Genomic DNA, 13,520 nt, shown 5'->3' on the forward strand with positions numbered 1-13,520 from the left:
CTCCGGAGGCGCAGTCGAGGTGTAAAACAGAAATGGAAACGACAAAGAAAGTAATGCTCTCCGGCATCCAGCCCAGCGGCGACCTGCACCTGGGCAACTACCTTGGCGCCATCAAGAACTGGGGCGCCCGGGCGGACGAGTTTGACTGCTACTATTTCATGGCCGACATGCACACCATCACCGTCCGCCAGACTCCTGCCGATCTGCGCCGCCGCACCCTGGAGCAGCTGGCCCAGTACATCGCCTGCGGCCTGGACCCGGAGAAGAACACCCTGTTCGTCCAGTCCCACGTCCACCAGCACGCGGAGCTGGCCTGGGTGCTGTCCTGCTACACCATGTTCGGCGAGCTCTCCCGCATGACCCAGTTCAAGGACAAGTCCGCCAAGCACGCCGACAACATCAATGCCGGTCTGTTCACCTACCCCTGCCTGATGGCGGCGGACATCCTGCTCTACCAGCCCGACTTTGTGCCCGTGGGCGAGGACCAGAAGCAGCACGTGGAGCTGACCCGCAACATCGCCCAGCGGTTCAACCATGTCTACGGCGACGTGCTCAAGATGCCCGAGCCCTATATTCCCAAGATGGGCGCCCGTGTCATGAGCCTGAACCAGCCCGACACCAAGATGAGCAAGTCCATCCCTGAGGGCTGCGTGTTCCTCATGGAGAAGCCGGAGGACATCATGCGCAAGTTCAAGCGGGCCATCACCGACAGCGACACCGAGCGCTGCGTCCGGTATGACCGGGAGAACAAGCCCGGCGTGGCCAATCTGATGAGCATCTACTCCGCCGTCACCGGCAAGACCTTTGAGGAGATCGAGGCCGAGTTTGACGGCAAGGGCTACGGCGCCTTCAAGCCTGTGGTGGGCGAGGCCGTGGTGGAGCTGCTCCGTCCCATCCAGGAGGAGACCCGCCGGCTGCTCTCTGATAAGGCCTACCTGGAGGGCGTCTACCGGGCCGGCGCGGAGAAGGCCTCCTATGTGGCGGAGAAGACCCTGCGCAAGGTCTATAAAAAGGTGGGCTTCCTGCAGCGCTGAAGCGGCAGTTGATTCCGTCTAAAGGAGAAGAACCATGAATGTAGAACTTCGCGAGATCGGCATGGTAGCGGCCGCCCTGGGCGTGGCGCTGATTGTCGCTCTTATTCTGACCCCCGTGGTCAAATCTCTTGCTCAGAAGGTGGGCGCGGTGGACGTGCCCAAGGACAACCGCCGGATGCACGACCATCCCATCCCCCGCATGGGCGGCCTGGCCATCTTTTTCGGCTTTATTGCCAGCACCCTGTTCTTTGTGGAGATGACCACCCAGATCCGGGGCATGCTGCTGGGCGCGGTCATCATTGTGGTGCTGGGCATTTTTGACGATATCTACTCTTTGAAGGCATCCTTCAAGTTTGTGATTCAGATTGTGGCCGCGGTAATCGCGGTCTGCTCGGGAAATGTCATCGCCACAATCTCCAATCCCAATGTGTTCTCTGCCAACCTCTACTGGGATCTGGGCTGGCTGGCCTATCCGGCCACCGTCATCTGGATTGTGGCCATCACCAACGCCGTCAACCTGATCGACGGTCTGGACGGCCTGGCCTGCGGTGTGTCCACCATCAGCTCCATGACGCTGCTGGTCATCGCCATGTCGGTGGGGGAGGTGCCCATCGCCCTGATGGTGGCGGCCCTGTGCGGCGGCTGCCTGGGCTTCCTGCCCTACAACCTGAACCCCGCCAAAATCTTCATGGGCGACACCGGCTCCACCTTCCTGGGCTTTGTCCTGGCGGTGATCTCGGTGCAGGGCCTCTTCAAGCTGTACACCATCATCTCCTTTGTGGTGCCCTTCCTCATGCTGGGCCTGCCCATCTTTGACACCTGCTTTGCCTTTATCCGCCGTATCGCCCACGGCCAGAGCCCCATGCACGCCGACCGCAGCCATGTGCACCATCGGCTCATCGACATGGGCTTCTCCCAGAAGCAGGCGGTGGCCGTGCTCTATATCATCAGCGCCATCTTGGGCCTGTCCGCTGTGGTGCTGACCACCGAGGGCCCTGTCAAGGCCATGCTGCTGCTGATGGCCCTGTGCGCCGCGGGTGCAGTGGCCGGTCAGCTTTTCATCCACAACAACAACAAGAAAAACCGGGGCAACCCGTCCCAGAATCCGGCGGAGCCTGAGGCCGGAGCCGGGGAGGAGGAAGAAAAGAAATGAAGCCTATCCGTGTCATGACCATTTTCGGCACCCGGCCTGAGGCCATCAAGATGGCGCCCCTGGTGCAGGAGCTGAGCCGCCGGGAGGGGATTGAGTCCCTGTGCTGCGTTACCGCTCAGCACCGGCAGATGCTGGACTCGGTGCTGGAGATTTTCCGTCTGAAGCCGGACTATGACCTGAATATTATGGAGCCCCGTCAGACCTTGTCCACCATCACCACCAAGTGCCTTCTGGGCCTGGAGGAGGTGTTCCAGACTGCCAAGCCCGACCTGGTGCTGGTCCATGGCGATACCTCCACCACCTTTGCCGGAGCCCTGGCCGCCTTCTACCATCAGATTATGGTGGGCCACGTGGAGGCCGGTCTGCGTACCTGGGACAAGTACTCCCCCTATCCGGAGGAGATGAACCGCACCCTGGTGGGGGACATTGCCGACCTGCATTTCTGCCCCACGCCCGCCAACCGGGCCAACCTGGCTGGCGAGGGAATCAAGGACGGGGTGTTTATCACCGGCAATACCGTCATCGACGCCCTTCAGACAACGGTTGTAAAGGATTATCACTTTGCGACTGACCTGCTCAACCATCTGGACTATGCGGGCAAAAAGATCATCCTGGTGACCTGCCATCGCCGGGAGAATTACGGCCAGCCCATGACCAACATCATGACCGCCCTGCGCCGCATAGCGGACGCCCACGAGGATGTGGAGCTGGTGTACCCGGTGCACCTGTCCCCGGTGGTGCGGGAGGCGGCATCCAAGTATCTCTCCGGCCACCCCAGAATTCACCTTATCGATCCTCTGGATGTGGAGGAGATGCACAACCTGATGGCCCGGTGCTATCTGGTGATGACCGACTCGGGCGGACTGCAGGAGGAGGCGCCCGCCCTGGGCCGTCCGGTGCTTGTTTTGCGCCGGGAGACCGAGCGGCCCGAGGCCGTGGAGGCGGGCACCGTGAAGATTGCAGGCACCGAGGAAGAGGATGTGTTCCAGCTGGCCCACACCCTGCTGACCGATGCCAAGGCCTACGGCGAGATGGCCCACGCAGTTAATCCCTACGGCGACGGCCAGGCCTGCCGCCGCATTGCCGACGCCATTGAGTGGAAATTCGGCCTGCGGGAGCAGGCGCCTGAAGCGTTCAATACACTGGGCAAATAATATCAGTGCAGCGGCCCGGTCCGGCGAGGAGGTGGAGGCGTGGAAGGAAAGAACAGGACGATTTTCGTGGTGCTCATCGCCATTGTGATTGTAGTGGCGGTGTTTTCCAGCTTTGGCCTCAATCTGTTCGCGCCGGCCGCCCCCGAGATCACCCTTCCGGCGGTCACCGATCCGGCGGAGGACCAGCAGGGCCAGAGCGGCCAGCCGGCGGATACAGACCGCTATGTCCGGGTGGAAGTGACGCCGGAGACGGTACAGAGTGTCATCCGGACCATGGTGCCTCTTCAGCCCGAGAGCTATTTCCGGACCATTACGGTGGAAACCTCTCTGGGAGACGGGACCATGGGTGCCACAGTCAACCGGGTCTGGCAGGACGGGGCGTGGACACAGGTGGAATCCGCCTGGCCTGGCGGAACCGTGGAACATACCATAGTGGGGGACGGGACCGTCTACCGCTGGTATGACAGCGACAGCACCTGGACCTCCTGGGACGCGGGAGAGCGGGACATCAACATGGCCCAGCGTATTCCTACCTATGAGGATGTGCTGGCGCTGAATGTAAAGTCAATTACCTCCACAGGATATGAGGAGCGGAGCGGAGAATCCTGTGTCTACGTGGAGACGGCAGAGAACGAGCTGGGCAACCGGGAGCGCTACTGGGTGTCGGTATCCAACGGCCTGCTGATTGGCGCGGAGACCTGGTGCGGCGACGAGCTGGTCATGCGGATGTCCTCCGAGCCGGTAGAGATGCCGGTGCCCGCGGGCACAAGCTTCACCCTTCCCGACGGCACTGTGCTCCATACTGTGGAGGGGTGAACGGATCATCACTCCAGCCCCAGCAGCAGGAGCAGCCCCAGTGTGATCATCAGCTCCACATCATCCCCCTCCATAAAGAGAAAGAGGAGAATGAGCAGGAGAAGCACATCTCTGCTGTCCAGCTGGTCCAGCTTGAGGCTTTTGAGCAGTGAGGCGAGGGCCCCGGCAGTTTTTTCCGTGCCGGAAGCCGCCGAGGCCTGAGGCGGGGTGTGGGCTTCCGGGCCGTGGGTGGCTCTGGCCGCCTGATGGGTGGGGGGAGCGTCCTCCTCCGGAATCCGGGTGTATCCTCCGGCGCCGGGGATGTAGCGGTTATACATCCGCTCCGCCTCCTTCCTTTTTGAAGACCTGGAAGGCGACCCGGATGACCCGGGAGAGCTTGGCGATCTGAATGGCCTTTTCCAGCTTGGCCTGGCGCTCCTCCTTCAGGAAGGGTTTCAGGGCGTTGAGGAGGGCGGTGCGCCGGTCGTCCTCGGCGCTGTACGCGGAAAAGAGCTGGAGGCCGATCTGAATCAGCTTGGGGTCCAGATTACCCAGGGCGGACAGGGGATTGTCCCCGCCGGCGCTCTGGTCCTCTGCCTGGGGCTGGCCGGTTAGACCGGCCAGCAGGGCGGCCACAGCCTCTGAATTCGGCGTCTGGCCTCCGGCATCCTCATCAGAGTCCGTGTGGGAGGGTGACTCGGCCGCCCGGTCGTCCTGCCCGTCGTTCTGCCCATCGGAAGCGGCAGTATCCCCGGTGTCCGAAAGGGACCGGGCAATGGACATAATCTGGCCCATAGCCTCCGGATTGCCCAGAATCGCATTCAGTTTATCCTCCAGATCGGCCATGGCTCACCCTCCGTTCCCTGGGAAAATCCAGCGGCTGTTGGCTTACTTTTTGGGCAGGGCTCCGCTGATGCGCCCCACAACCTCGGCACCCTCCTTGCTCTGCATCAGGCGCTCCACAATACCGGTGAGGGCTTTGGTATCGCCCTTCATGGCGGCGTCGGCGGCGCCCTTGAGGCCGCTGCCCGCCTGGCGGTTGAGCATCTCCATCAGGGCTTTGGTGTCCGGAGAGCTCATGATGCGGGCCAGCGCCTCCTTGTTTTTCAGCAGCGCTGCGGCCTCCGGGGATTTCATCAGATCGTTCAGGTTGGATTTGGGTGCTGCCATGGCGTATCCCTCCAATCAACATTGTATGTATGCCATCCATTGAACTTCACTCTCATTCTATGCCCGACAGGGGAGATGGTGCATTGATGAAACTGTTGGTTTTTTCCGATTCCCATGGAAATATCGAGCATATGCGCCGGGCGGTGGAGCAGGAGCGGCCGGATCAGATTCTCCACCTGGGGGATGTGATGCGGGACGCGGCGGAGCTGTCCCGGGCCTATCCGAATATCCCGCTGGAGCTGGTGCCCGGCAACTGTGACTACGCCACCGACGTGCCCGCCCAGAAGATTCTGTATTTTGAGGGCCGCCGGATTCTCATGACCCACGGACACATCTACCATGTCAAGCTGGGGATAGGCCAGGCGGTCAGGGCGGCTGTGGAGGCCAAGGTGGATGTCCTTCTCTTCGGACACACCCATGAGGCCTTCTGCTGTGAGCAGGACGGCCTGTGGGTCATGAACCCCGGCACCATCCGGGGCGGTCTGGTGCCGACCTGCGGCATCATCCGCCTGGAGGGGGAGCGTACGTCCTGCGAAATCCTTGAAATTCCGAGGGGGTAAAGGTATGCTGCTTGCGGTTGACGTTGGCAACACCAATATGGTGTTCGGCATTTATGAGGGAGACAAGCTGGCGGGTAGCTTCCGCCTGAAGACCGATGCCAGCCGGACCGGGGATGAGATCGGCCTGCTGGCCACCCAGTATTTTGAGAAATTCGGTCTGGACGCCAACAGGGTGGAGGATGTGATCATCGCCTCGGTGGTACCCTCTGTGATGTATGCCCTTACCAGCGCTATGGTTCACTATTTCAACCGCAAGCCCCTTGTCATCGACAACGGGGTGGACCCCGGTCTGCCCTACGCGGTGGGCGGGAATGAACGGCTGGGCGCTGACCGCTCGGTGGCCTGTGTGGCCGCCCTGGAGAAATACGGCGCCCCGCTGGTGGTGCTGGACTTCGGAACCGCCACCACAGTGGATGCGGTCAGCCAGGAGGGCGCCTACCTAGGCGGCTGCATCACGGCTGGCGTGCGCATCTCCACGGAGGCCCTGTTCCAGAAAGCTGCTATGCTCCCCAACGTAGAGCTGGCAGCACCTGACAAGGTCCTGAACTGTACAGCTGTCGGCCAGATCCAGGCGGGAGCGGTTCTGGGATATATCGGCGCCATGGAGTATCTCATCCGCCGCACCAAGCAGGAGATGGGGTATCCGGAGGGGGAGATCAAGGTGGTGGCTACCGGCGGATTGTCCCGGATGGTGGCGGACAACACGGACCTGATTGACCTGGTGGATGAGAACCTGATTCTGGACGGCCTGCGCATTATCTACCGGCGTTATCAAGGGGAAAAAGCATAAAAGCAACACGGGGGAGCGATGCTCCCCCGTGTCTGTTTACAGGCTTTTTCTGATTTTCCAGATGGCGTTTTTCTCCAGCCGGGACACCTGGGCCTGGGAGATGCCGATTTCAGCCGACACCTCCATCTGGGTCCTGCCCTCAAAAAAGCGGAGGCTCAGGATGTGCCGCTCCCGGTCGGAGAGGTGGGAGATGGCCTCCTTCAGGGCGATCTGTTCCAGCCAGCTCTCGTCAGTGTTCTTGCTGTCCTTCACCTGGTCCATGACGCAGATGGCGTCGCCGCCGTCGGAGTAGACCGGCTCATAGAGGGACACCGGATCCATAATGGCGTCCATGGCAAAGACCACATCCTCCCGTTTCAGGTCCAGCATTTTAGCGATCTCCTCCATGGTGGGCTCCCGCTGGTGCTCGGCCATGAATTTCTCCTTGGCCTGGAGGACCTTGTAGGCGGTGTCCCGCATGGAGCGGGAGACGCGCATGGAGCTGTTGTCCCGGAGGTAGCGCCGGATTTCTCCCACAATCATGGGCACGCCGTAGGTTGAGAAGCGGACGTCCAGGTCGGTGTTGAAGTTGTCGATGGCCTTGATGAGGCCGATGCAGCCCACCTGAAACAGGTCGTCTACGTTTTCGCCCCGGTTGCTGAACTTCTGGATGACGGACAGAACCAGCCGGAGGTTGCCTGCAATCAGCTCCTCCCGGGCGGCCATATCCCCCTCCTTGGTGCGTTTGAGCAGCGCCACGGTCTCCTCGTTTTTCAGCACCTTGAGCTTGGACGTGTTAACCCCGCAGATTTCCACCTTTCCCTGCAAGCCGATACCCCCCTGTGAATGCGCTGTTTACAGTATCTCCCGGCCCAGTGGATTCATACGGGCCGGCAGAGGGGTATATTTTTTATCGTAGGACGGTTTTCCCTTGCTTTTGGCAAACAGGCAGGTGAGAAAAGGAACGGCTGAATTTCCAAACCCGGTTTGGAAATTCAGCCGTTCTTCTTATTCAACCTCAAAAATATTCAGTTCATCCAGCTCCAGGGGCTCGGTATAGGGGTTGAGCATGGTGTTTACGATGTCCAGAACCTCTTCGGGATAGAGCTGATAGAGCCAGTCCAGGCCCTTGTAGGAGACCTCACCGTTTCCCGGGAGCGTGGCGGTGGACAGCCCGTTTTCCAGGTCAAAGCCCAGGGCGGGCTCCACAAACCAGAGCATCTCACGGAAGCTCAGGTTCGTGTCCACTGTGTCGGCGATAATTTCCACATAGGAGGGGAGGTTCTGCGGATTTGCCAGGGCCTTTTTGGCAATGGCGGCCAGGAGCTGCTGCTGGGTTCTGGTCCGGCCAATGTCGGAGTCCGGATAGGGAATGGTGCCGTCACTGTTCTTGCGCAGGCGGCAGACCAGCAGCGCCTCCTCGCCGGTGAGGTGCTGCAGACCGGGCTCAAAGTGGATATGCAGGTCCTGGTCCGGCGCATCGTAGCTCATGTGGACGGGAATATCGAATTCCACCCCGCCCAGCAGATCCACCAGCTCCACAAAGCCCTCGATGTCAATGATGACATGGTAGTCGATTGGAATACCCAGCAGATCGGATACGCAATTCTCCAGCTCCTCAATTCCTTTATAGTACAGGGAATTGATTCTCAGGGAACCGGCGTTCACCAGGGTGTCCCGGGGGATGGACACCAGGCCGACAGTCTGGTTGACGGTGTCGTAGGTGAGAACCATGATGGTGTCCGTATTGCCGCTGACCTGATCCGTGGCCACCAGAAGGAAGGTGTAGCAGTAAGGCTTCCGCTCGTGGGTGCGGCTGACCTGCTGATCCGGAGAGGGACTGCTGGATGCCTCCGGACTCTGGCTGGCCGGGAGGCTGCTCTCAGGTTGAGATGCCGCCGAAGGAGGCGGGGCGGGCGTGGGCTCCTTTGCCAGCAGCTTGTAGGCGCAGTAGAAGATTACAATGATGGCAGCGATAACAGCCAGAATGATGTAGAGAATCTTCAGCACCTTCCGGGCGATGGCCTGCGGGCTGTTTGAGGGGCTGCTGTGGGATGGCTTCATATGCTACCTCCTGGATATCTCTCTTTAGAGGAAGGCCTTCCGGTGGGCAACAGGACAGGTAAGCGGCGCTGTTTGCGGCGTTACCGCAGGTCCACAGGGGACTGGAAGCAGCGCTTGGCGGCGTCCAGGGTGACGGAGAAGATGCGCACGCCAATGTTGGAGATGATGACCAGCTGGGTCTGACCCAGGGCGTCTCCCCAGTCCTCCATCTGGCAGATCGTGCCCACCATGCTGACATTTTTGGTGCCCTCGGTGGTGCGGCAGAAGCCCTTGACCCGGTAGGTGGAGGGGGCAATCTCCTCCAGGAACTGCCGGAGCGCCTGGGGCGTGACAGCCTCCTGGGTGGAGAGGGTGATGGTGACGGGGCGGCTGCTCTCGGTATTGGAGCTCTCCTGGGGGGCGGCCTCCTCCTGGGGACCTTCGGAGAGGATCTCCCGCAGGGAGACGTTGGCGTAGGTGGTGCGGTAGAGGGCGGCCTTGGGATTGATCTCCCGGATGGACTGCTCCACCTGGGAGAGCTGTTCCTCAGTCACCAGATCCGCCTTGTTGAGAATCACGGCCCGGCTGTACTCCACCTGACGGCGGAGGGCCAGAAGGAGCTTGAGGTACTTGGGGAAGTAGAGGGCGTCCACCAGGCAGATGGCACCGCAGTAGTCATAGACCGCGCCGGAGAGGGTGGCAATCTGGTCCAGAATGGAGGAGATGCTGGAGGGATCGGCCAGACCGGAGGCCTCCACAAACACATAGTCCAGATCCCGCCCGGCCAGGTCGATGAGGGAGTCCACAAAAGAGTCCTTGATGCAGGCGCAGAAGATGGAGCCGTTGTTGAGCTCAATCATGCTGGCGCCGGGGATGTCGTGGCGGATGAGGGCGCCGTCCACGCCGGTACCGCTGAATTCGTTGACAATCAGGCCGATTTTCTCCTGGGAGAACTCCTGGAGCACGTGGTTGAGGAAGGTGGTCTTGCCCGCGCCCAGGAAGCCGGTGAGAAGAACAAGCTTGCTCATAAAATCCATCCTCCGTGACAGTTAAAAGTTCATATTCATGATGTAAGTCTCCATGAACTTGGCGCTGGTGGCCAGCTCCAAATGCTCAATGGTGGCGGGCAGAGCCTTGCAGCGGTCCATTTCAGCCTGGTTCAGCAGGCACATCTGCACGCCCTGTCCTGCGCCGTTGCCGATGGAGCGGATCCGGTCTCTGGGGACAGGAGGCAGCAGACCGATCTCCAGGGCACGGTCGATGTCGATGTAGTTGCCGAAGGCGCCGGCCAGGTAGAGGGCGTCCAGCTGGTCGGGGGAGAGACCGGCCTCCTCCAGCAGGGTCATGCAGCCGGAGAAGATAGAGCTCTTGGCCAGCTGAATCTGCCGCACATCGTGCTGGGAGAGATAGACGGGCCGTTCGCCCCGGGTAAAGAAGAAGGCGGTATTATGCTCACCCACTTCACCCAGATATTCGGCCAGAGGGCTGTCCGGCTGTTCGTCAAGGAATTCATCCCGGGGCAAGAGACGGCCGGACTCGTCGATGATACCCGCCCGGCACAGCTCGGCCACCGCGTCGATGATGGCGGAGCCGCACAGGCCGATAGGCTCTGTGCCGCCGATGACCCGGTAGGTGAGCTTGCCGTCCTGGAGGGAGACCCGCTCAATGGCGCCCTCCATGCCCCGCATACCGCAGGCGATGTTTCCGCCCTCCAGGGCAGGGCCGCAGGCAGTGGAGGAGACCTTATATTTGGTACCGCTGCCCACGGCAATCTCGCCGTTGGTGCCCAGATCCACCATCAGGCAGGGGCCTGTGTCGGTGGGAAGGGTGAGGATGACAGCGGTGGTGTCGGCGCCCACAAAGCCGCCCAGCAGGGGGAGGAACTCCACTACGCCGCCCGCGGGCATTTCAATTCCCGCCTCCTTGGCGGAGCAGTGGACGGAACCGGCGGTGATATTGACAAAGGGATCCTGGGAGAGGCCATAGGGGTCCAGGCCCAGGAACAGGTGCTGCATGGTGCTGTTGCCGCAGAGCACCAGATGGTAGAGATGGCTGCGGAAGCCGGGAATTTTCTCCTCCGTCCGGTCCAGAAGGTCGTGGATGGTGCCGCGGATATAGCCGGTCAGCTCATCCAGTCCGCCCTCGCTTTCACGGGTGTGGAGGATGCGGGAGATGACGTCGGCGCCTCTGACAATCTGTCCGTTCAGCGCGGACACGGTGTTGAGCAGAGTGCCGGTGTTCAGGTCGTAGGCGTAGAGGACTACAGAGGTGGTGCCGATGTCAATGGCTCCGCCGTAGAGCAGAGCAGTGGTGTCGCCCGCTTCAACTGCAACGGGCTGCCCGCGGTAGGAGACAAAGGTGACACGGTCCACCGAAGCGTCGGCCATCAGCTTGGAAAATGGGCGCAAGATGCTGGGAGACAAGGGGTCCAGGTAGGCGCCGCAGTGAGGGGGCAGCAGCTCAGCCCTGGTCATGCAGCGCTTTGAGACGGCGGGGGAGAGGCGGGCCCGGTGGGCGGAGCGGCCCTCAGTCACGATGGAGGCGTCACGGGTGAGCTGGTGCTCCTCTAGGTAGACGGTCATGTCGCAGTCCACAACTGTCCGGCAGGCGAGGACAGTTTCGGAGGTGCCGTTGCGGTCAACCTGGACGGCGCACTTGCCGCAGGTACCCTGTCCGCCGCAGACCAGATCCAGGGGGAAACCGGCGGCGGCGCAGGCCTGGGCGATGGTGACGCCGCCGGAGGTCTCAAAGGCGGCGTTCTGATTGGGCAGTTTGATACAATACATAGATAAAACCCTCCGTTTGTCTTGACTTGTGAGCGGAATCAGAGACAGGCAGCAGGCCCTTCCGTGGAACGGAAGAAGCAGGATGTATTGGGGCATTTGCCGCAGTCATGCTCCACGGAGATCTCCGGATTGCTGCAGTCGGCACCGAAGAGGTAGAGCATGGACTTTTCAGGATAGAGCATATAGCTCTCTGTCAGACGTACATGGGACAGGGCCGGGATGCCGTGAAAGGCGTCCAGAAGCACCGACTGATATTCCAAATCCAGATCCTGTTCGCCGGGGGAGAAGCGGCGGGTCAGGTGGCAGCTGCTCTCCTTCATGGCGGCGGCGATTTGGCGGTTCATCTGTTCGGAGCCGTCAAAGAGCATCTCGTTGACCAGGTCGTTGAGGAGGTAGCCCTCCAGAAAATCGCCCTGATCGATCAGCTGAGAGATGGCCTTGGTAATCGATTCTGAGCAGGTGGACAGGCAGGTGATGCGGTAGCGGCACCGGTCTACCTCGGGCACGCCCATGGGCGGCGCGCCCTCTTCCACGGCGTAGCAGTGAGTCATACACAGCTGCTGCCGGGCGGTGCGCTCCAGGGCGGGAAAGGCCGCCTCGGCATACCGGTAGGCGGTGGTGTCCGGCTGGATATGGAGCCTGCGGAAAATGCGGCTGCGGTCGTACTTGGGCGTGATATCAGCAAAATAAACCATGGAAGGCTCATCCTTTCCTCGTGTCTGAAATCGTCTGCTTGTGGAGCGGGGCGAAGGCTCAGTCAGAGGTGTGTTTTTCGCTGTTTAGCTGGCTCTTATACTGACGGGGGGTAGTTCCCGTCACTTTTTTAAAGATTTTTGTAAAGTAGCTCTGGTCGTCAAAGCCCACCAGACCGGAGATCTCCAGCAGGCTTCTGTCCGTGTTGCGCATCAGCTCGGTGCTGTGCTCGATGCGGATGCGGTTGAGGTAGTCGGTAAAGCTGGAGCCCAGCTCCTGCCGGAACAGCTTGGACAGGGAGGACTCATTGAGAAACAGGGCGGAGGCCAGATCCCGCAGGGTCAGCTTGTCCATGTAGTGGGCGTTGATGTAGGACACCGCCCGGGTGGTGGCGGAGGATACCTGGGGCAGGTCGGCAAAGATGTCATCCACAAAGTGGATGACCAGCTCCCGGCTCCACTGGGCCAGGCTGTCCAGGGTGTTGAGCTCGTTGAGGGAGTTGATGAACTTGAAGTCCAGCCCGAAGATCTTCCGCAGGGAGGCGCCCCGCTCGGTGGACATGCGGGCCAGGGAGATGTACAGCTCAAAGAAATGGAGCTTGATGCTGTCGAAGTTTCCGCCCTCCACCAGCACCAGCTCCTCAAAGAGGTCATCCAGACAGGTGAGGGCGGCCTCCCGGTTACGGCCCTGGATTTCCCGTGCAAGGCGGTCCTCCAAGTCTGAGCAGGTGGGGGCGGACAGGGCGGCGGAGGTATTCTGGGGCTTGCTCTGCTTGCGCTTCTGGATGTGGTCGCCTACAGTGAGCTGGCGCTGGTAGCGCAGGCGCAGCTGCTCGTAGTCATCCCAGTTTTTGTGGCTGTGTACCACCGCGCTGTACAGCAGCAGGGAGAACTTCTGTATTTGTTCTGGAGTATATACCCGCATGGAGGAAATGAAAAGAGAAATTTTCGCCAGAAGCTCCGGGGAGACCTGATTGAACTCAAAGGCCTGGGTGAGCAGTTCCGCTGAGACAGGGCCCATGGACAGGGGACCGGCCACGGCGCAGCCGCAGAATTTTTCCGACACAACAACGGGGACAGCGATGTGGATCAGGCCCGAGGGACAGGAGAATATGTAGGGTTCGCCCAGGTGGTAAGAGGATTTGGCAGAAAAGAGCATGGTGCTGCCGCACACGCTGTCGGGCTGGCGGTAGATGGGGAAGAACTGGCAAAAATTCTTCTCCGTCTGGAACTCCTCCATGATGGAGCCGTCGGGGGCAAAGAGGGTTACCGGCACGCCGGTGCTGACGCTGAAGGCGTCCAAATATTCATGCAGACGCTTTTGATCAATGGCTTGCAAACCATATTCCTCCCGTTTCGGCAGA

15 protein-coding genes are annotated in these 13,520 nt (G+C 60.8%); 6 read left to right on the forward strand and 9 right to left on the reverse strand.

Annotation, left to right across the window (positions count from 1 at the left end; genetic code table 11):
- Window positions 1-32 precede the first annotated feature (32 nt).
- The 4 genes from trpS to ACOX7T_RS10885 are packed head-to-tail and all read left to right on the forward strand — an operon-like array spanning window position 33 to window position 4,157.
- A complete protein-coding gene (trpS, locus tag ACOX7T_RS10870; protein ID WP_433442643.1) occupies window positions 33-1,034 on the forward strand; it encodes a tryptophan--tRNA ligase in 1,002 nt (333 codons plus the stop codon).
- A gap of 34 nt (window positions 1,035-1,068) precedes the next feature.
- Entirely contained in the window at window positions 1,069-2,187 is a 1,119-nt protein-coding gene (locus ACOX7T_RS10875; protein ID WP_433442645.1) for an MraY family glycosyltransferase, read from the forward strand.
- Entirely contained in the window at window positions 2,184-3,341 is a 1,158-nt protein-coding gene (gene wecB / locus ACOX7T_RS10880) for a non-hydrolyzing UDP-N-acetylglucosamine 2-epimerase (RefSeq protein ID WP_433442647.1), read from the forward strand. Before ACOX7T_RS10875 ends, wecB begins: the two co-directional genes overlap by 4 nt.
- 39 nt (window positions 3,342-3,380) lie before the next feature.
- Window positions 3,381-4,157, forward strand: coding sequence for a hypothetical protein (locus tag ACOX7T_RS10885; protein ID WP_433442649.1), 777 nt, complete (start codon window positions 3,381-3,383; stop codon window positions 4,155-4,157).
- 8 nt (window positions 4,158-4,165) lie between these two features.
- Here ACOX7T_RS10885 and ACOX7T_RS10890 read toward each other — a convergent pair whose 3' ends face one another.
- Genes ACOX7T_RS10890 through ACOX7T_RS10900 form a run of 3 tightly spaced genes read right to left on the reverse strand, consistent with a single transcriptional unit; the run spans window position 4,166 to window position 5,306 of the window.
- On the reverse strand, window positions 4,166-4,474 hold the full coding sequence (locus tag ACOX7T_RS10890) for a hypothetical protein (RefSeq protein ID WP_433442651.1): 309 nt from the start codon (window positions 4,472-4,474) through the stop codon (window positions 4,166-4,168).
- Window positions 4,467-4,982 (reverse strand): hypothetical protein, encoded by a 516-nt coding sequence (locus ACOX7T_RS10895; RefSeq protein WP_433442653.1) that lies wholly within the window; start codon window positions 4,980-4,982, stop codon window positions 4,467-4,469. Before ACOX7T_RS10895 ends, ACOX7T_RS10890 begins: the two co-directional genes overlap by 8 nt.
- Before the next feature lie 42 nt (window positions 4,983-5,024).
- The gene (locus ACOX7T_RS10900) at window positions 5,025-5,306 is read right to left on the reverse strand and encodes a hypothetical protein (RefSeq protein WP_433442655.1); all 282 of its coding nucleotides are present in this window, start codon (window positions 5,304-5,306) and stop codon (window positions 5,025-5,027) included.
- Between the two features lie 86 nt (window positions 5,307-5,392).
- On the opposite strand from ACOX7T_RS10900, the gene ACOX7T_RS10905 reads away from it, so the two are divergent.
- Both ACOX7T_RS10905 and ACOX7T_RS10910 read left to right on the forward strand, forming a co-directional pair.
- Complete coding sequence (locus ACOX7T_RS10905) at window positions 5,393-5,866, forward strand: metallophosphoesterase family protein (RefSeq protein ID WP_433442657.1); 474 nt, start codon at window positions 5,393-5,395, stop codon at window positions 5,864-5,866.
- A 4-nt stretch (window positions 5,867-5,870) separates the two neighbouring features.
- A complete protein-coding gene (locus ACOX7T_RS10910) occupies window positions 5,871-6,656 on the forward strand; it encodes a type III pantothenate kinase (RefSeq protein WP_433442659.1) in 786 nt (261 codons plus the stop codon).
- A gap of 36 nt (window positions 6,657-6,692) precedes the next feature.
- Here the strand turns inward: ACOX7T_RS10910 and sigG are convergent, their stop codons facing one another.
- The 6 genes from sigG to ACOX7T_RS10940 all read right to left on the reverse strand — a co-directional run bounded on the left by sigG (window position 6,693) and on the right by ACOX7T_RS10940 (window position 13,495).
- Window positions 6,693-7,463, reverse strand: coding sequence for an RNA polymerase sporulation sigma factor SigG (sigG, locus tag ACOX7T_RS10915; RefSeq protein WP_433442661.1), 771 nt, complete (start codon window positions 7,461-7,463; stop codon window positions 6,693-6,695).
- A 180-nt stretch (window positions 7,464-7,643) separates the two neighbouring features.
- Window positions 7,644-8,699 carry an LCP family protein gene (locus ACOX7T_RS10920; protein WP_433442663.1) on the reverse strand — a complete coding sequence of 352 codons (1,056 nt, stop codon included), beginning with the start codon at window positions 8,697-8,699 and terminating at the stop codon, window positions 7,644-7,646.
- A gap of 80 nt (window positions 8,700-8,779) precedes the next feature.
- On the reverse strand, window positions 8,780-9,706 hold the full coding sequence (locus ACOX7T_RS10925) for a CobW family GTP-binding protein (RefSeq protein WP_433442665.1): 927 nt from the start codon (window positions 9,704-9,706) through the stop codon (window positions 8,780-8,782).
- A gap of 21 nt (window positions 9,707-9,727) precedes the next feature.
- Window positions 9,728-11,464 carry an ASKHA domain-containing protein gene (locus ACOX7T_RS10930; RefSeq protein WP_433442667.1) on the reverse strand — a complete coding sequence of 579 codons (1,737 nt, stop codon included), beginning with the start codon at window positions 11,462-11,464 and terminating at the stop codon, window positions 9,728-9,730.
- Window positions 11,465-11,502: 38 nt separating this feature from the next.
- Window positions 11,503-12,159 carry a hypothetical protein gene (locus ACOX7T_RS10935; protein ID WP_433442669.1) on the reverse strand — a complete coding sequence of 219 codons (657 nt, stop codon included), beginning with the start codon at window positions 12,157-12,159 and terminating at the stop codon, window positions 11,503-11,505.
- Between the two features lie 58 nt (window positions 12,160-12,217).
- Window positions 12,218-13,495 (reverse strand): helix-turn-helix domain-containing protein, encoded by a 1,278-nt coding sequence (locus tag ACOX7T_RS10940; protein ID WP_433442671.1) that lies wholly within the window; start codon window positions 13,493-13,495, stop codon window positions 12,218-12,220.
- Window positions 13,496-13,520: the final 25 nt, after the last annotated feature.

This window comes from Pseudoflavonifractor sp., from assembly GCF_050943825.1.
Classification (GTDB): domain Bacteria; phylum Bacillota; class Clostridia; order Oscillospirales; family Oscillospiraceae; genus Pseudoflavonifractor.